This window comes from Ruegeria sp. BA2 (genome assembly GCF_056539605.1).
This window is the reverse complement of sequence record NZ_JBQFVE010000012.1, coordinates 78,990-102,820: the sequence shown is the minus strand read 5'-3', so window position 1 is coordinate 102,820 and position 23,831 is coordinate 78,990. Positions and strand designations below refer to the sequence as shown.

18 protein-coding genes are annotated in these 23,831 nt (G+C 55.7%); 14 read left to right on the top strand and 4 right to left on the bottom strand.

What is annotated here, in order from left to right; translation table 11 throughout:
* The first annotated feature begins 198 nt into the window (after positions 1 to 198).
* The 7 genes from ACR0NN_RS20205 to ACR0NN_RS20175 all read left to right on the top strand — a co-directional run bounded on the left by ACR0NN_RS20205 (position 199) and on the right by ACR0NN_RS20175 (position 11,113).
* Entirely contained in the window at positions 199 to 3,678 is a 3,480-nt protein-coding gene (locus ACR0NN_RS20205) for a G8 domain-containing protein (RefSeq protein ID WP_170725416.1), read from the top strand.
* A 377-nt stretch (positions 3,679 to 4,055) separates the two neighbouring features.
* Positions 4,056 to 5,501: a UbiA family prenyltransferase gene (locus tag ACR0NN_RS20200; RefSeq protein WP_170725417.1), complete on the top strand. Its 1,446-nt coding sequence runs from the start codon at positions 4,056 to 4,058 to the stop codon at positions 5,499 to 5,501.
* On the top strand, positions 5,498 to 5,917 hold the full coding sequence (locus tag ACR0NN_RS20195; RefSeq protein ID WP_170725418.1) for a GtrA family protein: 420 nt from the start codon (positions 5,498 to 5,500) through the stop codon (positions 5,915 to 5,917). Before ACR0NN_RS20200 ends, ACR0NN_RS20195 begins: the two co-directional genes overlap by 4 nt.
* Positions 5,914 to 7,260 carry an FAD-binding oxidoreductase gene (locus ACR0NN_RS20190; protein ID WP_170725419.1) on the top strand — a complete coding sequence of 449 codons (1,347 nt, stop codon included), beginning with the start codon at positions 5,914 to 5,916 and terminating at the stop codon, positions 7,258 to 7,260. The genes ACR0NN_RS20195 and ACR0NN_RS20190 overlap by 4 nt, the downstream gene beginning before the upstream one ends.
* Positions 7,257 to 7,994, top strand: a complete 738-nt coding sequence (locus ACR0NN_RS20185; protein WP_170725420.1) for an SDR family oxidoreductase — start codon at positions 7,257 to 7,259, stop codon at positions 7,992 to 7,994. The genes ACR0NN_RS20190 and ACR0NN_RS20185 overlap by 4 nt, the downstream gene beginning before the upstream one ends.
* 17 nt (positions 7,995 to 8,011) lie before the next feature.
* Positions 8,012 to 9,652 carry a hypothetical protein gene (locus tag ACR0NN_RS20180; RefSeq protein WP_170725421.1) on the top strand — a complete coding sequence of 547 codons (1,641 nt, stop codon included), beginning with the start codon at positions 8,012 to 8,014 and terminating at the stop codon, positions 9,650 to 9,652.
* A gap of 6 nt (positions 9,653 to 9,658) precedes the next feature.
* On the top strand, positions 9,659 to 11,113 hold the full coding sequence (locus ACR0NN_RS20175; RefSeq protein WP_170725422.1) for an oligosaccharide flippase family protein: 1,455 nt from the start codon (positions 9,659 to 9,661) through the stop codon (positions 11,111 to 11,113).
* A 26-nt stretch (positions 11,114 to 11,139) separates the two neighbouring features.
* Here the strand turns inward: ACR0NN_RS20175 and ACR0NN_RS20170 are convergent, their stop codons facing one another.
* The 3 genes from ACR0NN_RS20170 to ACR0NN_RS20160 form a co-directional block, all read right to left on the bottom strand.
* Positions 11,140 to 12,030 carry a glycosyltransferase family 2 protein gene (locus tag ACR0NN_RS20170; RefSeq protein ID WP_170725423.1) on the bottom strand — a complete coding sequence of 297 codons (891 nt, stop codon included), beginning with the start codon at positions 12,028 to 12,030 and terminating at the stop codon, positions 11,140 to 11,142.
* A 349-nt stretch (positions 12,031 to 12,379) separates the two neighbouring features.
* Positions 12,380 to 13,123, bottom strand: coding sequence for a sugar transferase (locus ACR0NN_RS20165; protein WP_170725424.1), 744 nt, complete (start codon positions 13,121 to 13,123; stop codon positions 12,380 to 12,382).
* Positions 13,124 to 13,557: 434 nt separating this feature from the next.
* Positions 13,558 to 14,577: a replication initiator protein A gene (locus ACR0NN_RS20160; RefSeq protein WP_170725425.1), complete on the bottom strand. Its 1,020-nt coding sequence runs from the start codon at positions 14,575 to 14,577 to the stop codon at positions 13,558 to 13,560.
* A 418-nt stretch (positions 14,578 to 14,995) separates the two neighbouring features.
* On the opposite strand from ACR0NN_RS20160, the gene ACR0NN_RS20155 reads away from it, so the two are divergent.
* The 3 genes from ACR0NN_RS20155 (at position 14,996) to ACR0NN_RS20145 (ending at position 18,583) form a co-directional block, all read left to right on the top strand.
* Complete coding sequence (locus tag ACR0NN_RS20155; RefSeq protein WP_170725426.1) at positions 14,996 to 16,384, top strand: AAA family ATPase; 1,389 nt, start codon at positions 14,996 to 14,998, stop codon at positions 16,382 to 16,384.
* Positions 16,385 to 16,406: 22 nt separating this feature from the next.
* Complete coding sequence (locus ACR0NN_RS20150; RefSeq protein ID WP_170725427.1) at positions 16,407 to 17,477, top strand: ParB N-terminal domain-containing protein; 1,071 nt, start codon at positions 16,407 to 16,409, stop codon at positions 17,475 to 17,477.
* Positions 17,478 to 17,539: 62 nt separating this feature from the next.
* Positions 17,540 to 18,583, top strand: coding sequence for a glycosyltransferase (locus tag ACR0NN_RS20145; protein ID WP_170725428.1), 1,044 nt, complete (start codon positions 17,540 to 17,542; stop codon positions 18,581 to 18,583).
* On the opposite strand, the gene ACR0NN_RS20140 is transcribed toward ACR0NN_RS20145, so the two are convergent.
* Complete coding sequence (locus ACR0NN_RS20140; protein ID WP_480685389.1) at positions 18,513 to 19,301, bottom strand: ABC transporter permease; 789 nt, start codon at positions 19,299 to 19,301, stop codon at positions 18,513 to 18,515. The two genes, ACR0NN_RS20145 and ACR0NN_RS20140, sit on opposite strands and share 71 nt — an antisense overlap.
* Before the next feature lie 128 nt (positions 19,302 to 19,429).
* Here ACR0NN_RS20140 and ACR0NN_RS20135 point away from each other — a divergent pair, with 128 nt between their 5' ends.
* From ACR0NN_RS20135 to ACR0NN_RS20120, 4 genes are read left to right on the top strand one after another with little or no spacing between them, the layout of a single operon-like run.
* Positions 19,430 to 20,887 carry a sugar transporter gene (locus tag ACR0NN_RS20135; protein WP_170725430.1) on the top strand — a complete coding sequence of 486 codons (1,458 nt, stop codon included), beginning with the start codon at positions 19,430 to 19,432 and terminating at the stop codon, positions 20,885 to 20,887.
* Positions 20,888 to 20,902: 15 nt separating this feature from the next.
* Entirely contained in the window at positions 20,903 to 21,556 is a 654-nt protein-coding gene (locus ACR0NN_RS20130; protein WP_170725431.1) for an ABC transporter ATP-binding protein, read from the top strand.
* A gap of 22 nt (positions 21,557 to 21,578) precedes the next feature.
* On the top strand, positions 21,579 to 22,343 hold the full coding sequence (locus tag ACR0NN_RS20125) for a sulfotransferase (RefSeq protein ID WP_480685387.1): 765 nt from the start codon (positions 21,579 to 21,581) through the stop codon (positions 22,341 to 22,343).
* Between the two features lie 23 nt (positions 22,344 to 22,366).
* Positions 22,367 to 23,830, top strand: a complete 1,464-nt coding sequence (locus ACR0NN_RS20120; RefSeq protein WP_480685386.1) for a glycosyltransferase — start codon at positions 22,367 to 22,369, stop codon at positions 23,828 to 23,830.
* The last annotated feature ends 1 nt before the right edge of the window (position 23,831 follow it).

Genomic DNA, 23,831 nt, shown 5'->3' with positions numbered 1-23,831 from the left:
CAAGCATAACGGGTCGTTGCAAGCAATGACCGGCGGGATCTCGGGAACGGTGAGTTCTGTGTTTGGACTCGGGGTCTGAATATGTCGGGCATCTGCTTTTCATCGGCCAGTCAAAGAACGCAGATAGGCGGAATATGGAACGGCCCCGATCAGTTTCTCGCAGAAATTTGCCGATCTTTGTATCGCTGTTTGCGCGCTATGGTTCTTGTCATTTTGGCGCGGTACGCCAGCATTGCAGACCCGGAGCGACACACTCACCCGCTTCGGCACCACAAAAACACCGAATTCAGAGCGGTTAGAGCCGTTCTTGCCTTGTGCATCGGCCTTTGGGCCGGGCTTTCGGTATGCGAGGCGACTGGGACAGTTATGAACGACATGAACCACACGATGGAGATGGATCACTCCGGACATGGAACGGATGGGGCCGTTCAAGATCTGAGCGGATCCGGCAGCACCACCCGCGCAGAAGCCATCCAGATGCAGCAGGAGGCCCTGTCGGGCGCACACCACTCCGCGCATACAGATGATTCTGTAATGCAAGGTGAACATCTCAACCTAATGAACCTGATGCCTGACGCCAGCGACCCGAATACGGCCGTGGCGGTCAATGGTGGCTCTTGGTTCGAAGGCGCGACCTGGGCCGGCGGAAACGTACCCGGAGCAGGCACGGACGTTTATATTCCCCATGGTATTTCAGTTGTTTATGATGGGGTCAGCACAGCTGAGTTAGGCACGGTGGGCGTAGACGGCGGGCTGCATTTCGCCGTTGATACAAACACCCGGCTTGAAGTTGACTCGCTGCTGACCGGCTCTTCCTCAACCCTGACGATCGGCGTTCAAGAAAACCCTGTACATACCGACGTATCCGCCGAGATCGTGATCAACGACAACCCGATCAATCTTTCCGAGGATCCATCCCAGCTGGGTAATGGCGTTGTCACGCATGGCGCGGTCGAAATTCATGGCGCAGCGAAAGCTCCCTATCTCAAACTGGCCGTAGAACCCGAAGCCGGTGACACGACGCTGGTTCTTGAAGGGGATGTGGGCAGCTGGCAAGTTGGCGACAGCCTTGTGGTCATGGGCACGCAATATATCGGCAACGATTCTGACGGCATCCTGCAAACACAGGACGAAGAGGTCACTATCACCGCGATTGATGCGGAAAGCGGTGTCGTTACCATCGATCGGGCGCTCCAGTACAACCATACCACTCCGGACTATGTGGGTCGTGACGGGATCGATAACGAACTGTCCGTTTATGTCGGCAACTCTTCGCGCAATGTAACGATTTCGTCTGAGAACCCTGATGGGGTGCGCGGCCACGTGATGTTCATGCACAACGCGGATGTGGAAGTGCGCTATGCCGAGTTCGACGAATTGGGCCGGACAGACAAGTCTATCCCAATCAACACCAACGAGCTTTGGGATGAAAACGATTGGTCAAATCGTGGTCCTGGTATTAAGAATGGCCCCGGCGAAGAGGTGATCGGCACCCCACGCAACCCTGGCGACGAGAACCCCGAAGGCCGCTATGCACTCCATCTTCACCGCACCGGTGCTGAGGAGGACGCAAAGCTCGCCATCCTTGAAGGCAACTCGGTCACCGGCAGCCCCGGTTGGGGTATTGTCCACCACGACAGCCACGCAGCAATCGACTACAACTTCGTATATGGAGTCGCAGGCGCCGGTATCGTCTCGGAAGACGGGAATGAAACGGGCCAGTGGATCGGCAATTTTGTTACCTCTACTGTAGGCACCGGACGAGACCCAAACCGTGACGACGACGCTAATGTTTTAACCTTGGAAAAATCAGGCGATTTCGGCATTGAAGGCGTCGCCTACGAAAGCCAGGCCAGACAAATTCTCCAGCAGGACAACATTGCCGCGAATTCTAAGACTGCGTGGATGTTCAATACGTCAGAAACCAGTACCCAAGGCCCGACTTTGGACGTTGTGCAATTCGACCCCTCAGGTGACCCGTTCGAGGTGAGGGAGCGGTACGATGAAGAGGAAACACCCATTATCGGCTTCTCCGGAAACCAGATTATTGCCACCGAGGAAGGTATTTTCACTGGTCACCGCAACATCGATAACGCGACCGATATCCAACAGACCTTTGAAGATTTGACCGCGTACAACGTCAAGACTGAGGCGGTCAACATCTTCAACTACACTAATGAATATGTGTTCAAAGATGTATTGTTTGTCAATGTCGGAAAAGGCTTCAAAGTCGGTGACAAGGTCGAAGGCATCAATCTTTCGAATGTTCACGTTGAAAACTCCTACTACATCCTCGAGTCGCGCGGTTACAATGCGGACGCTGCCTTTATCGACGTAACATGGCGTAACGTTGAGTTTGGTCTTTCGGGACGCGATCTAAATGGAAACTTGGTTAGTTTTGACGACCAGATCGTCAACAGCGCCAACTTGGTTCCAGTTGAGCAAATCACTTTCAATGCGGATTCGAACGCTAAGATGACGCTACGCTCGGGCGGTTCCGATTTGGATATCCGCGGCACTCTAACAGACAGCGTGGGTGACTTCAGATTCCACGCCAACACGTGGTATCGTCAGGACGTACACACGTTTGACGGACTGCAAACCAATGTCTCAAGTAAAGAAATTAATTATGCTCTGGAAAAATACGGGGCGATTGAAAACAGCAATGGCAGTTGGGACCTGGCGTTCTATTGGTGGGTCGGAGACCGTCTGACCGGCGAGAATCAGGCCGTGTTCATTCCACTGCGCCTAGAAGGGTTCCAAGATTCCTACCTTGAACAGTACAAGGTCGATGGGTTCACACCTCCATCAAACGAAATCAAGCCTTACTATGAAGAAGGAATTCAGACCTTTGATCAGAATTTTGGCGGAGGTACCGACCATTCCGGCCATGATACTGATGGGACCGGCGGTGGTGGCGGTGGTCATACCGGTCCTGACAGCGGCAGTACAGGCGGTGGTGATGACGGACAACCTGGTCATGGCACCGGCGGTACAGATAACGGAGACGGTGGGCAGTCCCATAACGGTTTCGTACGCGGCAGCGATGGCAATGATGTCCTGAGCGGTAGTTCCGGTGATGACATGGTTGCTGGAGCGGGTGGCTCTGACAATATTGATGGCGAAGCGGGAAATGACCAGCTTTGGGGTGGGGCAGGCAACGACGCGATCTCTGGTGATGCCGGCAATGACAAGATCGGCGGTGGAGATCACAAAGACGTCCTGAGCGGTGGCGATGGTGCCGACACCATTTATGGTGGCACCGGCAACGACCGGATCGCAGGTGGTGCGATGAATGATCACCTAGGCGGAGGCAAAGGCGCTGACACTATTTACGGTGGTTCCGGTGACGATCATATTTCCGGCAAAAACGGCAACGACGAGCTTTGGGGTGGCGCCGGCATGGATGTGCTGGATGGCGGCAAAGGTGACGACACGCTGCGCGGTGGAGCGGAATCAGATATTCTGGTGTTTTCAAGCGGGGCGGATCAGGTGATCGGCTTTGATGCAGGCGACCAGATCGATTTCTCGGGCACAGGCTCGATCAACGACTTCGAAGACGTGTTGGAGCATCTTTCCGGCGCTGACGACGTCGTTCTTGGCGATGGCGAAGGCAACACTATGACACTGGTCGGCATCAAGTTCGAAGATCTTGGTGCCAACGACTTCATTTTCTAGGTAACCATCACCCATAGGCCAACCAAGGATTTTTTGTATCCGGCCTGTGGGTTTGCCTTATGATCTATCTTGGCCAATGAGAAACAATTGGCACAATCACAGCAATTCAGTTCCGACCACTGGACGATCCGTGCGCACGAGAAACCGCGCTTCGCTTTTGCTTTGATCTCGGACTTTGTTGGCATCAGAATGCTTATATGATGAACCTTGTGGTGCACTGCCGCAGCATACCAGAAGAATATGCTTCCAACTGCGTGCTCATCATGATTTAGAATTCCCTTCGGGTTTATAGTTCTTTTATGTTTGTAACGATTTAGATTTGGAACGATATAGTGTCGACCTTTGCAGCGCAGCGTGAACCGGCGGAAACTGGGGGTTTGACTGACCCCGATCACTCAGATGTGCCTTTGATTGTCGATCTCGATGGCACCCTGACCAAGTCCGATACCATGCATGAGGCGCTTTTGCTCTTCATCGCGCGGCATCCGGCTAAGCTGCCACAAGTTGTGGCCTGGCTGTTCTCGGGGAAAGCCCGTTTCAAAGACAAACTAGCCTCGGAAGTCGTGGTAGACGCAGCATCTGTTCCTCTGCGCGACGAAGTTCTCGCACTTGTCAACGCAGCCAAGGCCGAAGGGCGCAAGGTGCTGTTGGTGTCGGCCTCAAACCAGCGACAAGTCGACCGGATTGCGGAGCAACTGGGCCTGTTTGACGAGGCCGTGGGCTCGGATGCGGCGCATAACCTGTCCGGCAAGGCCAAGGCGGATTGGCTGGTGGATCGATTTGGCGAGAAGGGTTTTGACTATATCGGAGATTCAAGCGCGGACCTGAGCGTATGGCCCAGGGCACGTAAGGCAATCACGGTCGGCTCAAACGCCTCCTTGCGCCAGAATGTCGACAGTATGGGGGTCGAAACTGCCCATCTGACAGGTGATGGCGCCGATAGCGGCAGCGCGCGCGCGCGGCATTACATAAAAGCCATGCGTCCGCATCAATGGCTCAAGAACTTGCTTGTTTTTGTACCCGCATTGGCCGCGCATGACGTAGCCGCGTTGCTGACATCCCTTTTTGCCTTTGTCGCTTTCAGCCTTGCAGCCTCCAGTATCTATCTGATCAATGACATGCTGGATCTTCATGTGGACCGACAGCATCCGCGTAAATGCAAGCGCCCCTTCGCAGCCGGAACCATTCCGGTGGCGCATGGCGTGGTTCATTCCGCGTTGTTGTTCCTGATTGCGATGACCATTGCGGCCTTTCTGACACCGGCATTTGCAGCCGTTCTGTTAGGCTATGTGGCTCTGACATTCGCATATTCTCTGATACTCAAGCGTAAGCTGATGATCGATATCTGGACGCTGGGTGCGCTATACACCATCCGGATCATCGCGGGCGCTGCCGCCGCCGGTATAGTGCTGTCAGAATGGTTGCTGGCATTCTCGATGTTCGTGTTCCTGTCTCTGGCTGCCGTCAAACGAATTTCAGAGCTGAAGGATCTTGAAGCACGAAATCTGACAAGCACAGATGGCCGGGGCTATCATGTCACAGACTTGCCGGTTGTGCTCGGCGCAATGCTGGCGTCTGGCTATTGCTCGGTCGTCATTCTGGCGCTTTATGTTTCGAATTCCAACGTCGCCAGTCTCTATTCCGAGCCTAAACTGCTGTGGCTGGTGTGCATGATGCTTCTATATTGGATCAACCGTGTGGCCATTATCTCATACCGGGGGGAAATGGATGATGATCCAATCGTCTTTGCCTTGCGAGACCGGGTCAGCCTTATGGTGTTTGCCTGTTGTGGCGCGATATTTGTGGCGAGTGCAGTGCTATGACACTCACCCAGCTTGTATTCCGTTACACTGCGTTTGCGGTTGTAGCTACGATCGTCAACCTTCTGACGCAGCGCCTGTCATTGGCGCTTTATGAGGGCAGCTTCGCGATCCCGTTGGCGATTTTTGCAGGTACGATCACCGGTCTGATCGTCAAGTTTCACCTTGATAAACGCTGGATTTTCTTTGATGTGTCCCAAGATGCACAAACCCGGAAATTCGGCCTCTATACTCTTATGGGTGTGGTGACGACCGTGATCTTCTGGGGCACCGAATACGGGTTCTGGCTGATCTGGCAAACCGACCTGATGCGCGAGGTGGGGGCGGTGCTTGGCCTGACCGTCGGGTATTGCACCAAGTATCACCTGGACAAGCGTTTCGTCTTTGTTGCGCATCCTGGGTTTGGACATAAGGCATGACCAAAGTTCAATCCCTGTCCGGCTGGGCCCGCTGGCCCCGGCGGGAGTGTAGGACCGCACCCCTGAACCCGAATTCCCTTGCAAATCTGACACCACTGAAGGATCGGGGGATGATTGCCCGCGGGCTGGGGCGTTCATATGGCGATATCGCGATGAACCCTGATCTGACGCTCATGGGGGCACAGAGAAACCGCATTCTGTCCTTTGACACCGAAAGCGGAACGCTGGTTGCCGAGGGGGGGCTGAGCATTGCCGATATCCTGCAGGTTTTTGTCCCGCGCGGATGGTTTCCGGCCGTTACCCCCGGCACCAAATTCGTGTCGCTTGCGGGCCTGATTGCGGTCGATGCCCATGGCAAGAACCACCACAAGGTCGGCAGTTTCGGAGATCACGTCGAATGGTTCGACCTTTATTGCGCGGATGGTCTGATACGCCGTTGTTCACGCACTGAAAACATCGATCTGTTCAATGCCACGATCGGCGGGAACGGTCTGACCGGGCATATCCTGACGGTCTGCATCAAACTGCTGTCGATCTCGTCGGGCTGGGTTGCCCAGAGAACGCTACTGGCGCAGGATCTGGATCAGGCCATCGAGATTTTCGAGGAGCATGACGACGTGACCTATTCCGTCGCATGGATCGATTGTCTGGCCAAAGGGCCCGCGCGCGGGCGATCTCTGGTGTTTCTGGGCGAACACGCAACACCCGACCAGTTGGATAGCACCAAAGCGGAACACCCTTTCGATATCCCCCTTCACCGCAAGCTGCGCATGCAGATGGATGCCCCATCCTGGGCGCTGAACTCGTACACGCTGCGTGCCTTCAACCGGATGTATTACAAGGTTAATTCCGGAAAACCCGAAACGCAGCTGATAGACTATGACAAGTATTTCTACCCGCTGGATGCCATACTGGAGTGGAACCGGATGTATGGCCGCGCTGGATTTGCCCAGTATCAATGCGCGCTGCCACTGGGAGAATCCCGCGAAGGCCTGCTTAAGCTGCTGGCGGCCATTTCCGAGGCTGGTCTGGGCTCATTCCTCGCCGTTCTCAAACGGTTCGGGCCGGGATCTCCGGAACGACCGCTGTCCTTCCCGATGGAAGGCTATACCCTGGCGCTTGATTTTCAGATGTCGCCGGACTCGCTGACGCTGATGACGGCCCTGGATGAAATCACCTGTCAGCACGGCGGTCGACTTTATATGGCCAAGGACAGCCGTATGACCCAATCCACGCTTGAATCGGGCTATGCTGACGGGGTGCCTGCGTTTCGTGCGCTGCGCACAGCAACAGGATCGCGCCCTTTGTTTCAATCCCTGCTATCCCAGAGGTTAAATCTGTGACACCTGCCAATGCTCCCGCCCTCATCCTCGGTGCCCGATCCGATATCGCACGCGGCATCGCCGTCGCACTGGCCAAACGCGGCCATCCTCTGATGCTGGCAGCGCGCAGAGCAGGGGAGCTGGACCGCGATGTCTCTGACCTGTCGATCCGGTACAATTGCGAGGTTACCGCACACGAGTTCGATGTGCTGGATCTGGACGGGCATAAGGCCTTTCTCGACAGCCTGCCTGTGGCCCCATCCATCATCGTCTGCGCCATCGGTGTTCTGGGGGATCAGGACAAGGATGCCGGGGATGCGACGGCCACCAGATTGATCATGGACAGCAATTATCTAGCACCCTGCCTGTTTTTGGAGCAGGCCGCCACACGCATGGCCGAAACCGGCGGCGCGATCATCGCAATCGGCTCGGTCGCCGGTGATCGCGGGCGAGCGAAGAACTATGTCTATGGCTCAGCAAAGGCCGGGTTCGCGGCCTATATCTCGGGGTTGCGCCAGAAATACGCCAATACCGATCTGCATGTGATGACGGTAAAGCCAGGCTTTGTCAGGACAGCAATGACCGAAGGCATGGATCTGCCTGGGCCGCTAACCACCGATGCGGAACCCTTTGCCGAGCGGATCGTAACCGCCATGGAGCGGGGCAGGCAGGTCTATGTGGACCTGCGCTGGCGCGCACTGATGACGGTGATCACGCATTTGCCTGAACGCATATTCATGAAGACAAAATTCTAAAAAGGCTGAATCGGACAATGGCACAAGGATACCGTTTTCAGGATTTCCTTCTGGCACTGGGTCTGACATTTGTCGGGGCAGCATTGGCTTGGCTGCTTGTGGGCGGGTTGCCTGCCATCGGGATCGACGATGCCGCCATCACACGCTCTTACGCCGAAAACGTCGCCAATGGTGCTGGCTATGTCTACAATGTCGGCGGGGAACGGGTCGAAGGGTCCACTGCGTTTCTGTGGATGAGCATCCTGGCCGTTACCTACAGCCTGACCCCGACACCTGAATTCCTTATCATCGCGCTCTGTGCCGAGTTTGCTCTGATGGCGGTCTATCTGACCCTGCGTTTGGTGCGCGCGCTGGCCGACTGGCTGGATATCGAACCCGCACCGGCCATCTGGACTCTTTCAGTCTGCCTGATCGCAAGTCCCGGCTATTTCATGTGGTCGGTCTGGACGATGATGGAGCTGGCGCTGTGGTCGATGCTGCTGCTGTGGATGGTGTTCCTTTTGGCCCGGCTGGTCGAAAATGACAGGGGGCCGGGCAATACAATCTGCCTTCTTCTCGCAGCCGCTCTGATGCCCCTAGTCCGCCCTGAGGGGATTGCCGCTGCAATCGGCCTGTTGGCCCTCAGCCTGATCCTGGCACCCCGGTTCTGGCGCGCCTTGGGTGGGGCCATTCTTACTGCCGGCGCCTCTTTCGTCGCGATTACATCCTTTCGCCTGTCTTATTTTGGTCAACCCTTTCCAAATACGTTTTACGCCAAAGTGTCCTCGGACAAAGTACAGGGTCTCAAGGACGGGTTGAAATACATGGTGGATTTTCTGCTGAACGGCCCGTTCATCGAAATCTTTGTCATCCTCTGGCTGGCTGGCACCATCTGGGCCGTCATAGGTGTTACACAATCCCGTCCTGGCGCCCGGGCATTGTTGATAACTGCAGCCAGCGTATTCGGGATGCTATCAGTCTATGCGGGCCTTGGCGGCGATCACTTTGTTCTGTGGCGTTTCTACCAGCCCGTAGTGCCGCTACTGCCGGTCTGTCTGGCACTGCTGGTCGCTGCAGCTGTCCCTGCAATCGCGTTCTATGCGCCTAAAGGCTCGACCACCCTCGCCGCAACAGTTGCTGCAATCGGCATCTTCTTAGTCGGATGGATTCACTATTACCAATCCCGGTTCGACATCCAGAAAGAATATACACTGGTCGAGCAAGGGGTGAGTTTCGGAACTTTCCTGAATGGGATCGAGCCCCTGCCTTCAATCGGGGTCGGCCCAGCCGGGGGCATAGCGCTGGCCTATGACGGTAAGATTCTCGACCTGCTGGGACTGAACTGGGTCGAGATGGCCCATGCCAATCCGGTCAAGGTCGGCATGCGCAACCATGCAAGCTTTGACAAGAATACATTCTGGAAACACGCCCCCGATGTTCTGGCCGAGTTCAACCGGCCCTGTGTGACGGATCAACCCTTAGTGCAGAGGGTATGGGGCGGTAAGGCATTTGACGGGCTATATCACGAGGACGCATTTCAGAGCGCCTATATCCCAATTATCTTCGTGCATGGAACCGAATGCTGGCCCGGTTTTGCGAAACTTGGCTGGCTGGCCCAGGCGACTCCCGCAGAGGCAATCAGATCCTTTGACTGGGCGGCCGTGAAGAAGTTGGATTAGGCCGCGATGTCCACGCAACACTCTTCCGCCGCGCACTCCGTCAAAGGTTTTTTTGTGAGCGTCAGCTCTCTGGTATCGGCACGCCTGTTTCTGGCTTTATCCCAGGTTCTGGTCCTGCCGATCGTCGCCCGGCACCTGACTGTTGACGAATTCGCGCTGATGGCAATGGCCATGTCAGTGGTGGTTTTCTGCAGCGTGCTGAGTGACGCGGGTCTCGGGCGCTCGTTGATCCGCACACCGACCTATGACCATGAAGAATGGGTCAGCGTGTTTTGGTTGCTGGTCGCAGTCGGAATTGGCCTCGCCCTTATCATCTTGGGAATCGGACCGATTTGGGCTGCGTTCTTTGATCAACCAGCCCTGGTGCCAATTCTCAGCGCGCTGGCTGTGGTGCCCCTATGTCAGGCAATTTCGGCAACCCCGAATGCCGAAATCGAGCGACGCGAAAACTATACCGGGATCGCCAAAGTGCAGACGATCACAACGGTTATCAGCCTTAGCCTTGCCGTCATCCTGGCCATTCTGGGTGCCGGAGTTTGGGCGCTTGTTGCTCAGCAGATTGCTTTGGCGGTCGTCAGACTGGCTGGAATCGTTTATCTGTCCGAGTTCCGCCCCAACCGGACATTCAAACCCCATCTAGTCCGGGAGCATCTACTCTTTGCTCGAAACGCGTTGACCGTTTCGGCAATTTCAGCGGCGCGAACCCAATCCGCTGTCATTGCCATTGGAAAATTGAATGGGGAAGCTTCTTTAGGCTTGTTCTCGATGAGTGCCCGGTTTTCTAGGTTACCTCAATTCGGTTTGGTTGGACCGATGTCGACTGTTGTCTACGTTCGAATGGCAAAAACTCAACATGATCCCGAGCGCCTGGTTGAGCTTTACTTTGCTGCAATGAAGCTGATGGCCACACTTCTGCTTCCGGTTCTGGCGATGACAGCTATAGCGGGAACCGCGATTTTTTCTGTGATGCTGTCAGCCGAATGGGCGCAGGTCGCGCCGATCTTCGCTCTATCCATTGCAGGCCTCACTTTCGAGGCGATTGCCGTCGTTCTGCTGGCTTGTATATTTCGTGCGATCAACCGCACTGACTTGCATGTCAGGCTGAGTATGGAATCTGCGCTGCTTTACATAGGCTTGGTTTTCGCTGCTGCTTTGTTCAACGTACTAGTGGTTGCAGCAGCCATTTCTATCTGGGGCTTTTTGATTGTCATACGAGGCTGGTTTTTGGCGAAACAAGTTGTACCAATCAAAATATTCGCCTGCGTGCGCACGCTTTTTATACCAACATTCATTTCAATTGTTATGGTTTGCTGCCACATCCTAGTACGGTACGTCATGTCTCCCGAGCATGTTGCGGAAATTGCACTCGCCGGCTGTATTCTAGCGGTGGGGCTTGGATTGGCAGTTCTGATACAGCGCCAAGATCTAATCAAAGCTACAAAAGCATTCCGAGAGACCTAAACAGATCAAAGAAGCGGTAATCAGCTTCAACCGTAAAATTCGTGGCTCGGCCTCGTGAAGCACCCTTTTAGGACACCAAAATGGAACCCGCCCCGCAGTGCCCAAAAGGTGCGCCGGTTCACGTTTGGCAAGGCCACCGCAGCACGCAGGCCGCAATAGGAGGTCTTTGCGAAGCTTCTGATAAACATTGAGGGGGTTTTACCGGTTTGGCCTTGCAACGCGCAAAACCCGTAGATTGTGCCTCGCGCCACGGTTTTAGCCCAAAGCCATTTGAAGGACAGGCGGGAAGGGTCCACCGATTCGTGCACAATCGCCGAAGTGCTGATCGACATGGGAACCCCGACTCGGTGAAGACGGAAAAAAAAGTCGATGTCTTCACCGCCAGTTCGCCCGAAGTCGAGACTAAACCGAACCTCGCGTAGGCATGTATCACGCCGGTCCAGCAAGACATTGCCTGAAAAGCCCGTTTCGACAGTTCCGTTCAGAGCCGATGGAATGCTTGAATGCACCTTGTTTTCAATCATCCACTCTGGCGCGCCAGTTGGATAAACAGCAAAGACCGGGCCAAACACAATGCGGGCCTTTTCGCGCCCTGCAGTCTCCAGAAGGCTCGCGATCCAGTCCGGCTCGGCAGTTTCGTCATCGTCTATGAACAGCAGATAGTCTGCATCCGAGCTTTCAAGGCAGGCATTTCGCGCGATTGAGATGTTGCGGGCCGGGGCGTGCACATAAGTCAGGTTTAATCCCAGCTTGTCGGCCAACCCCTCAATCTCGAGCTTCTTAACCGGTTGTTCATCATTGTCCGCAACGATGATCCGAACATCCAAATCCGCCGGGATATTCTGCTTGGCCAGGCTGTTTAACGTTCCGTGCAAGCTGTCGCGACGAAATGTGCAGATGCCAATATCAATTTTCATGTCCCGCCACCAACATGGCCATATTTTGCCAATACGCTTGCAAAGTAAAATTGGAGTTCCATTTATAGATGAAATCCCGCAACATTACTGCATTCGACTCCGCACGAGAACGGATGCGATTTCGCTCTAGATGACAGGCAGGATCCAGATAAGCAATGATCATATCCAGATTGTTCTGCTCCCTGGCCATCTCCTTTGGATTGTGTTTTGTTGGTTATCTGGTGTTTGGAGGGTCTTTCCTCATGTGGCTCCTGGCGGGCTGGCTTTTGTCGGCACCCTTGGTTCTGCTCATTCTTCTCGTTGAACACAGCGCCCGCTTCAAAGCCTGGCGGGCGGATCAAAGCCCGCGTTACGCCGCTCCGGACAGACGCCCGGTCACGAACAAAAGCACTGTTTTCAAGAAAATCTGAAGATCAAGCTGCAAGCTGGAATTGCGGACATACCACACATCAAGCGAGACGCGCTCTTCGTAGGATGTGTCCGAACGACCACCAATCTGCCATGCACCGGTGATGCCTGGTTTGACCGCCACATAGTAAGCTTCATCCTGCCCATAATGCGCCAATTCTTCACGCGTGACCGGACGAGGGCCAACAATGCTCATATGTCCGAAGAACACATTGAAGATTTGCGGCAGCTCATCCAAGCTGGATTGGCGCATCAGATTTCCGAGGCCCGGAAACACTCTTGGGTCATTCTTCAACTTCTTCGTTTCTTCCCACTCACGGCGCAGAACCGGATCCTCGGACAGGATTTTTTCAAGAACCTCTGCAGCGTTGGGAACCATTGTGCGGAATTTCAGGCAAGGGAATGCCTTGCCATCCAAGCCAACACGGTCGTGCCGAAAAATCGGTGATACGCGGTAAACGAAGATTATATACAGCGACAGCAAGGCCATGATCGGTGCAAACAGCACAATCATCATCAACGACAGAACAATATCGCAGGCCCGTTTGACAATTTTTCCTGAGAGCCGATATCCGCTGGTCACATGGGTCTTGCCAGAAGGGCAAACAAGCCGGCGGGCTTCACTTCTCTGAATGTCAAAAACACTGTCTTCCCCCGACACGGTGGTCACGGAATCCAAAGACATCACTTTTACCCCCACACACACAACACGCAAAAAATTTTACCAATTAGTCGTCTTACACACCTCACTAACAAAACCATGTGAGGAGGCAGTACAGTCAGAGTTTACCAATCCTTAACGTGACGGCAACCTCCAAAAATCTAGTAGGTCAGATTTTGCCCTGCTTTCACCCACCTTATGCCGCGAATTGCGAAGTTTATATGTGATCTAGATAACAATCGCCTAAAAATTCGGGCATTTAATAATGATTGGATTCGAATCGTGGTCGGATTGTGCCCTCCTCTTCATTTGGTATTGCCGGATGATGGATACCATCATCATTGGCGGAAAGAGCAGTACGGATCGGATGGCTCTCATGATTATTTAACATAAAAATGATTATCTCCAGCTCGGTTTGTAACCGCAAAGCTAAAATGTCACCCGTGAGAAATTCAGGCTCACCCCCCTGCCCGTTTGCGCACCCAGCCCAGAAACGCGGCATCGGGTTTCCTGAGCCGTGGCGTGCCAGAACGGACCCAGACGCCGCGCCATTCGGCTTCAAGCCCGTAAACATCCGCCCCCGGCATCAGCTCACGCGCGGCCTCAAGCGTTTCGGCGCGCAGGTTGGGCAATGGCACGTCCGGCTCGATCAGTCCGGCGCGCGGGGCAAAGCAGATCAGATCGCCCGGCTCCTCGCGCATCTCGTAATCGGGCAGATGGTCGGCATCGATCATATCGCGCAGCATCTTGCGAAAGACCCGGCGTGGTGAGGCCGAACCCGATTTCTTCAACAATGTGTCGACCGAGACTGTCCATCCTGGTTGCCGTCCGCAATGTTTACGCGCCAGTTCGTAGATCCGCCGTTCCAGAGGTTTGCGCAGCCGAAAATAATCACGGCTGAGTGTCAGAACCGACTTCGACATCACTGCACGATAGAGCCAGTCGGAAAGGGTGACCGCTACGCTGACCATGCGCCCGCCCCGTGTCTTGCGCACGATCTCCCACTTTTCGATCAAGCCAAAGCCGGTGGTGGTCTCTTCCTCACCGGTGACGATGTTGGTGGTGATGCGGGTTCCTGCCAGCCGCTCGAACGCTTCGCGCAAACGGCGATAGGCATCACCGCTGGTTTCACGATTGGTCGCCACAAGCAAATCATGCGCCTTCAGCTGCAAGGTACGGCTGACCTGACGGCCCGCATTGATCGCTGCCATCAGCTGACTGATACAGAAGATCAGGATGTCCTTGTCATGGATCGTCGCCAGACCTCTGACCGACGGCGTTACCGTGATCTGAGTGCCATTATGCTGATACTCGAGAATGCGCCGATCAGGACGCGTCGCCAGCGAAAAGAGCGGATGCTCCATACTGGCGATGTCATCCTTGGGGATTGCATCGAAAAAATCGCAGACGAAAAAATCGCCCTGTCTCTGCCGGTCAGGCAACAGCCCACCCGGTCCTTCTATCACTGTCCTGCCCATGGCCCTCTTTCGGTGCCTTGTTATCGGTCGGTATCCGACTCGTTTTCTTTCGTGGTTTTAGTGACACCCACCCTAGAGTTATCCACAAGCCCGCACAATGAATTTCAATCGGGGGTTCAGAGTCACCCTATCGGGGGTTTGGAGTCATTCCTTCGGGGTTTCAGAGTCACTTGGCTGCTTAAAAATAGGCGTAAGACACTATTTTATAAAGGAAAACACAAAGAGAGAGCGAAAGCGTAACTACAAATAACACAATTCTAACACTTAAAAAAAACCGCAATACATCAGAATCTGCGCTATATTCGCAGCAATATCCCCTTCATTTGCTGAGAAAAATCGCGTCTTGTGCGCGTTTTGCTTCCATGTGCTGTGTTTTTCGGTATCATGGGGAAAACATAACACATCGAGCGGTTTTATCATGGCGAAGGACAGCACCCCCCTGCCCCCTTATTTCAATATAGACCCCGATACCGCGCTGTCGGATCTGGACTTACCCACAGGCACACCGGGCTTTGCTGCCATTGCTCAAGCCTGCGAGCGTGGCCGCAGCGATCTGGCCAGTCGAGGCATGGATGAGAACGGGCACAAATCGCTGCGCCTGTTTTCAACCTGGGAAATTACCCGCTATCTGATCCCGGTGGCACAAGCCCATTTCCGCCGCGTACTGAAACAGAATCCGGACCTGCCTCAGGGCCAGTCTGAAACTGATGGTGGTGCTAAATGGTTCACCTTGGATGAGGTGCTGCGCCTGCGCGCCTTTTTTGGGGCCCAAGGGTCCAAGGCCAAGAATTACCTTCCGTACCGCCCCGTCGGCCAGCCGGCCAAGATGGTGGCTGTGGCAAATTTCAAGGGCGGTGTCGGCAAGACCAGCACAGCGGCGCATCTGGCGATGTCAGCGGCGCTGGACGGGTACAGGGTACTGGTGATCGATCTGGACAGCCAGGGATCCATGACCTCGATCTTTGGGGGCCGGGTCGAGGATGAATGGCAAACCGCCTTCCCTCTGCTGGCCCGCCATTACGGAGAATATCTGCGCATCGAAAATCAGCGCCGTCTGGACCGGGGTGATCCACCCCAGCCATTGGACGAGTCGCTGAGTGCTGCGCTGGAGATGACTGCAGGTGATCTGATCCAGACCACGCATTGGCCCAATATCGATCTGATCGGAGCGCAACTGAACCTGTATTGGGCGGAATTCCAGATTCCGGTCTGGCGCATGCAAGCGCGCGGCTGGAAGCTTTGGGATGCGCTGACAGACCGGCTGGAGGCTGACGGGGTGCTGGATGACTATGACCTTGTCTTCATCGACACCCCCCCTGCCCTGGGCTATCTGACAATCAACGGGCTGGCAGCGGCAGATATTCTGCTGGTGCCCATGGGGGCGTCATTTCTGGAGTTCGATTCGACCGGACGCTTCTTCGATATGCTGCATTCGACCTTTCAGTCCATCGAAGAGGGCGAGAATGTCGCCGCCCGCGCCCTGGGTCGCCCCGAGATGGCTTTTGAGTGGGATGCCGTACGCGCCGTGATCACGCGCTACGATGGGGCACAGCAAGGTGAACTGGCAGCCTTGATGCAGGCTTACCTAGGCAAAACCCTCTCCCCGCACCGGCAGGATTTCACCGCGCTGATCGGGCAAGCGGGCGAACAGGTCAGCGGTATCTACGAGGCCGATTATCGCAATTTCAACCGCGAGACCTACGCGCGGGGGCGTGAGACCTTTGATGCCACCTATGCCGCTTTCAAGCGTCTGTTGTTGGGTGTTTGGCGGCGCGAAGAGCTGGCAGCGCAGCAAGCCGCTGAATAGTCCCGCAAAGAGGAGAGCAGAGATGGCAAAACGTAAGCGATTAACCCCGGCTCAACCCACCTATCTGGATGGACCCGCCCTAAACCAGCGCGCGCCCGAGACCAAGGCGATGCCGTTCAGTTCGGCGCCGATTGCACAGGTGGCGGGTGAAGCCGCAGCCACCGCGGCTCTGACCGAGGTGGTGCAGGAATTGCACAGCGCCCGGGCTGAGGGGCGCATGATCGAATTGCTGCCATTGGACGCGATCGATGATCGTCACCTGGTCCGCGACCGCCTGGAGCAGAACGAAGACGAGATGACGGCTCTTGTGGACAGTCTGCGCGCCAGAGGCCAGCAGATGCCGATCGAGGTGGTTGCCCTGCCCGCCCCTGCTGGCGGGCGATCCTATGGTCTGATCTCCGGCTGGCGGCGCCTGACTGCGCTGCGGCGGTTGTTCCGGGAAACGGGGGATGCGAAATTCTCCACCGTTCGCGCCATGATAATCACGCCGGATACGGCCCAGGATGCCTATGTGGCGATGGTCGAGGAAAACGAGATCCGGGTGAACCTGTCGCATTACGAACGCGCCCGGATCGCTGTGCGGGCGATGAAAGAAGGTGTGTATCCCACGCAGAAAGCCGCACTTCAGGGTCTGTTTGGCAATGCAACCCGGTCGAAGCGATCCAAGATCGGCACCTTTATTCAACTGGTCGAGGCATTTGACGCGGTGCTGTATTTCCCCTCGGCAATCAGTGAGAAGCTGGGGCTGGCGCTAGCGCGTGAGATGGGGCGCGATGCGGGGTATGCTGAGGCTCTGAAGACCCGGTTGCAAAACACGCCCCGAGACAGTGCTGAGGCTGAGATGCAGATCCTGTCCGACAGTCTCGCCAAGCTGGCGCGGCCCCCTGCCCCGCCAGCTGATCCATCCATTCCACCTCGCCCTCGGTTGCGTCAGGCTTCGCCGGAAACAACGACAGGAGAGCGGATAGTAACCCGCGTAACCACTGGCATCGAAATGCGCTTCACCCCCGATCAGGGTCGTTTAGAACTTGTTGGAGACGGGGTTTCAGAGCGATTGGCCGAGGCGCTGCAGGACTGGCTGCGCTCGTTGTGATCCTTAACAGAGTGTTTCGCACGCGAAACATTTGAGCACGGACCCTCAGAGGAGGTTTATTTATGGCCGCCGCCCCGCATCAACGCCTTGTGGCAGTGGTTGTGACCCATAATCGCCTGAACAAGCTCCGGCTTACGCTACAGCGCCTGCTTGAGGCTGACGCGACGCATTTGCAGGCCATAGTAGTAGTGAACAACGCATCAACCGATGACACGGCAGGTTGGCTGACCTCGGTGCGAGATTCGCGGGTAGATGTGATCACCAGCACAAAAAACCTAGGAGGCGCTGGCGGGTTTGAGTTGGGTATGCGCTATGCCACCACGCGGTTCGATCCGGATTGGATGGTGGTAATGGATGACGACGCCCGCCCTATGCCCGGTGCTTTGGCCACCTTCCACGCCCAACCCTGCCCCGAGGATACGGCCTATGCCGCCGCGGTCTATTTTCCCGATGGCCGCATCTGCGAGATGAACCGGCCTTCGGTCAATCCATTTTGGAACGCTCGCCTGTTTCTGCGTTCCTTGCTCCGGGGGCGTGACGGCTATCACATACCGCGTGCAGCGTATCAGGCCGATGCCCCCTGCCCTATTGATCTGACCTCATTTGTAGGTCTGTTTCTGTCCCGTAGGATCATCGCCGAAACCGGCTATCCCGACCCCGGACTGTTTCTCTACGGCGATGACGTGATCTATACGCTGACCCTGCGTCGGCGAGGGCTGAAGATTCTGTTCGATCCCGCGCTGCGCTTTGAACATGATTTCAGCACGTTTCAGGATCAGGGGTCCCAGGTCATCCGACCCATGTGGAAGGTCTATTATTTCTGCCGCAACCGACTGCTGATGTACCGCAAGGCGGCGCCGGTCCTATTCTGGCCTCTTCTGCCTATGATGGCACTGAAATGGGGGGCAGCCTTCAGGCATTATGGGGCGCATAAAGCGCTTTATCTGCGCTTGCTGCGCCGGGCTCTGCGAGATGCAGTCCTAAGAAACACGGACCTCAGTCATGAAGATGTTCTGACTCTGGCCGGAGATACCATCACTGGTTCAGGATATCCCGGTGATAGCGACCCAGCAGAATCAGACCCATCAGCAGAGTCGACAGGCTGACAAGCAGAACGAAGACCTCGCTGATATATTGCGGGTGATAGGTGGGATATATTCCTTCTCGCATCAGGCCGGTGATATGGATCAGCGGATTGAACCACAACACGTTCTGGACGCTCTGCGGCATATCTTCGTAGATGTAGAAAATACCCGACACCAGAAACAGCGGACGTGTCGCGATTGACCAGATCAGGTCATAGGTCGGGAAGAGCCCCCCTATGGCGCAATTCAGAGTGCCGATGCCCAGCCCAAGCAAAGCGGCCAACCCCAGCGCCTCGGCAATAGGTCCGATTTCAAGAACGGCTCGGCTGTCGACAGTGGCCAGAATCCCGGTCAGCAGGATATATGTGACCAGCAGACCGGTCAGAAGATTGAGAATGAACCGGGCCAGAATGGCGTCTACCCATGTCACGACGGGATACATCAGCAAGGGCCGTGAAAAACTGATCGCCCTGGCCACCGTCAGAGACAGACTCTGATACAGGTTGAAGGCCAGATAGGCCGAGGCATAAAATAGCAGGAAACTGTTGCCCAACGACGGATTGCGCATCAGGAGCGAAAAACCAAAGCTGAGGATGATGATAACGCCTAAAGGCTCAACCACAGCCCAGACATAACCACCGGGGTTGCGTCCGTAACGGGTCGACATCTCTCGCAGGATCAAAGCCGTGATCGTGCGTGGCCCGATCCAGCGGCGGGTTGTACCGCCCCCCGGCTGCATTGCATGAGATCCTGTGTCCAAGGGGGCCGGCATATGCGCATCATCTCGTTTTGGTCTGTGCGTGCCGGTCCGATTATGTAAGAATCAATAATGGAATTCAAATGCCTTCGGGGCGGAACAGGGTGCGCATGACAGAAAAATCAGAGGCGGACAAACCGACGGTCAAGGTTGTGGACGGTGCCCCCAAGAAAGCTGACACTCCGAATACACGAAGAGCGCAAAAACAAGCGGCGGTCGCTGGGCAGCCGCAGCTGGCGGCCGTGCCCAACAAAGGGCAGGGCAAGCCTGCCGCCCAACAAGGTGGAAAACAAGGTGGTCCCGGACGCCAGAGCCGGCCCGCCGGACAGGGGCGCGGTCAGCAGAAAGGGCAGGGGCCAAAGCAAGGCCAGCAGCAGGGTCGGAATCCGGGCCGCAACCCGGGCCCGCCGCCCACACCAACCGTCACGGTGCAGCCATTGGCGCAGCCCGCCAGCATGAAGCGCCGCCATTGGGGGCTGTTGCTGAGCTTTGTGCTGATCGTGATGCTGCCTCTGGCGGGGCTGGCCTATTACCTGTGGACACAGGCCGAGGATCAATATTCCTCGACCGCTGCATTCACCGTGCGATCAGAGGAGGGCGGATCGGCCTCGGAACTCCTGGGTGGGCTGGCGCAGTTCGCTAATTCCGGCACGGGTGTCGACAGTGACATCCTGTACGAATTCATCCAAAGCCAGGAAATTGTTGAGGCTATTGAAGGCAAGTTGACCCTACGCGCACATTACGAAACCTACTGGCCGAAGGACTGGATGTTCTCGATCTGGCCGAACGCCACGCTCGAGGATCTGGTCTGGTTCTGGCAACGTATCGTGCGGATTTCCTATGATCAGTCGACGGGGCTGATTGAAATCAGGGTGCTGGCCTTTGATCCGGACTATGCACAAGACGTGGCGCAGCAGATCGTGAATGAAAGTCAGGACCGGATCAATGCGCTGAACATACAGGCGCGTGAAGACGCCATGCGCTATGCACGTGAGGATCTGGAAGAGGCCGTCGCGCAACTCAAGACCGCGCGCGAAGCCCTGACCAGTTTTCGCACCCGGACCCGTATCGTCGATCCCGAGGCTGACATTCAGGGCCGTATGGGAGTGATGAACAACTTGCAGCAGGCTCTGGCTGAAGCGTTGATCGAATTTGACCTTCTCAGTGAAACCGTATCCAGTACGGACCCTCGCCTGACCAACGCACAGCGCCGCATTGACGTGATCCGCGAGCGTATTGCAGCAGAACGTCAGAACTTTGCATCGGACAGCACTGAACTGGGTGCGGTGGGCGAGGATTACCCCTCGTTGATCGCCGAATATGAGAGCCTCAGTGTCGATCGCCAGTTCGCGGAAGAGACCTATCGTGTGGCGCTGACGGCGTTGGACGTGGCGCGGGACAATGCCGCCCGCCAAAGCCGGTATCTGGCCACCTATATCCGACCGACTATGGCGCAAAGCTCGGAATTCCCGCGACGCTATATTCTGATGGGGCTGGCTATGGTGTTCCTGCTGATGCTGTGGTCGATTCTTGCTCTGATTTATTACAGCATCCGGGATCGGGGCTGAGGGCAGGGGCCTGCAATGATCCGCTTTGAAAACCTGACTAAAAGCTTCCGTGTGCGAGGCGAGCGCCGGGTTGTCATAGACAACCTTACCGCCACTCTGCCCACCGGAAAGTCACTGGCGCTGCTGGGCCGCAACGGGGCGGGAAAGTCGACCCTGCTGCGGCTGCTGGCAGGCACGATGCGCCCTGATAGCGGCCGGATCATCAGCGATGGGCGCATTTCCTGGCCCGTGGGGTTTGGCGGGTCGTTTCACGGCGACCTGACCGGCGCACAGAATGTCAGCTTCATCGCGCGTATCTACGGCGTCGACACTGACAGCCTGATGTCATTTGTCGAGGATTTCGCCGAGCTGGGGAAATACTTCCACATGCCGGTGCGCAGCTATTCCAGCGGTATGCGGTCGCGGCTGACATTTGGCGCGTCAATGGGCATCCGGTTCGATACCTATCTGGTGGATGAGGTCACAGCTGTGGGCGACGCTGTGTTTCGCCGCAAAAGCCGCGCCGTCTTTGCCGAACGCATGCGCCATTCCAGTGCCATTCTGGTCAGTCACGAACTAGGCCAGCTGCGCCAGTTCTGTGATGCCGGGATTGTTCTGTCTGACGGTCGGATTTCCTATTTCGATGACTTGGAAGAGGCCATTGCGCTGCATCTGGAATTGTTGCAATGAAATAGAGTTATCTACAGTTTTAGTGCCGAAACACGGATCCAAATATAGTATGGACTCTTCTTCCGAGCTGCAGCGGTTTTTGATTGTTGGTCTCCCACGTAGTGGGACGACTTATCTGATGACCTTATTGAATGCGCATCAAGATGTTCTGTGCGCTGGGGAGCAATTTAACCCTTATGCGATTATAGGCGCAGAGGGTAAATCTGACGAATTTTCCGAAATAGTTCAGAGGGATGCTGATCCAAGGGCGCATTCGGATGCGTTTTTTGATGCGCATGCTGAGAGCGGGAATAAATGTGTAGGGTACAAGCTGATGATAGGGCACAATATTCGCATGCTGCGGTATCTGCCTGACCTTACGGATTATAAGCTGATCTATGTACACCGGGAAAACAAGCTGGCGCAGATGGCTTCGCTGATCAAGGCAAGCCGGTCGAAACGCTGGGCACAATCTCAGGTGGATGACCATGTCGAGGAAAAGATCGCCGCGGGACCTCTTCAGATCAGCCATAAGTGGCATGAGTTCGCCACGTTCGACTTCCTGTTCACGCAGTGGTTTCGCACATTGCCACAGGAAAAAATGAAGCTCGAGTATCGCCAGATGTTCGACGATGGATTTGAAGAACGCCTGTGTGACTTTCTCGGTATCGAGTATGATCCTGAGATGAAAAGCCCGCTGGTCAAGCAAGGTGCAAATTCTATCCTGGAGCGGTTTGAAAAGCCGGGACCGATTCAGGCCTATTTCAGGAAATTGGGGCGCGGGAAGTGGTTGAATAAAGAGATCTGATATTCCTTTGTATTTGGATTGATATGCGCATTCTTTTTTACAACTGGGTCGACTACCTGGACGATGAAAAGCGCGGGGGTGGCGTTTCGGTCTATTTGCGCAATCTGATGACCGAGTTGCAGGCGCAACCGGATGTTAGTCCGGTGTTTCTGTCCTCGGGGATTTCCTACGATCTGATCTCGCGCAGGCCTCGTTGGGAGCAGGTGCGTCACGGGCCAGATGAGAACCGCAAGAACCGGTATGAAATTGTCAATTCCGGTGTGTTGTCACCGTCGCATCATTCATTCGGAGCGCATGAGCAGGTTTCGCACGTTCCAACCCGCGATGCGTTTTTCGACTTTGTAGAAGAAACCGGTCCCTATGACGTGATCCATTTCCACAATTTGGAGGGTTTGCCGGCGGAGGTGCTTGAGATCAAGGCGCGCTATCCGGACACCAAGGTGATCCTGTCGCTGCATAACTACTATCCGGTCTGCCCTCAGGTGAACCTGTGGCATCAGGAAATGCGGGCTTGTACGGATTTTAAGGCCGGGTCCAAATGCGTGGATTGTCTGGTGCACAAGCATGACGAACGGCTGGTGCGTATCGCCAACGCGGTGGCGTATCGGTTGAAATGCGCGGGTGTAAGACCTGGCTCGCGCGGGTTTGACCTATTGTTCGGGAATATGTTGCGTATCGCACACCGGACAAGCCGGGCATTCGGGCGGCTGAGGGGCCGTTCCAGATCAGGATCTGCGCAGCCTGCCACCTCTGTTGCCGCAGGTTTCGCAGCGCGACGCCAGTCCTTTGTGGACCAGATCAATGCGGGATGCGATCTGGTGTTGTGCGTATCTGAACGCGTGCGCGAAATCGTACAAGGCTATGGGATCGCCCCCGGGAAATTGCGTACCAGCTATATTGGCACGCAGCAGGCGGTTCTGTTCTCGGAAACCGAGCCGGCAAAGGCTCTGCCAAAGGCAAAAACGGCTCTGACACTGGGCTTTCTGGGCTATATGCGCCGGGACAAGGGGTTCTTTTTCCTGTTGGATGCGCTTGAGGCGCTGCCATCAGAACTGGCCGTGAAGGTTCGGTTGGTGGTTGCCGCGCGCTCGGGCGAAGCGGAGGCGATGCGCCGTTTGGAATTGCTGAAGGTGCGGTTAGGCGGGGTGGCACATCTGGATGGCTACAGCCATGATGGGCTGGACGACCTGCTGCGCGATGTGGATGTGGGTGTGATCCCCGTGTTGTGGGAGGATAACCTGCCGCAGGTCGCGATTGAGATGCATGCCCGCCATATCCCGTTATTGACCAGTGACATGGGCGGAGCGCAGGAGTTGGCCGGTGATGCGGATATGGTATTTGCCGCCGGTGACATCGACAGCTTTATCGACCGCATCCGGGCGTTACTGGCAGGTAAGGTTGATATGCAACGCTATTGGCAGAATGCACAAGCACCGCAGACGATGACAAGGCATTTGGATGAACTAAACAGGCTCTATAAAAGCTAAA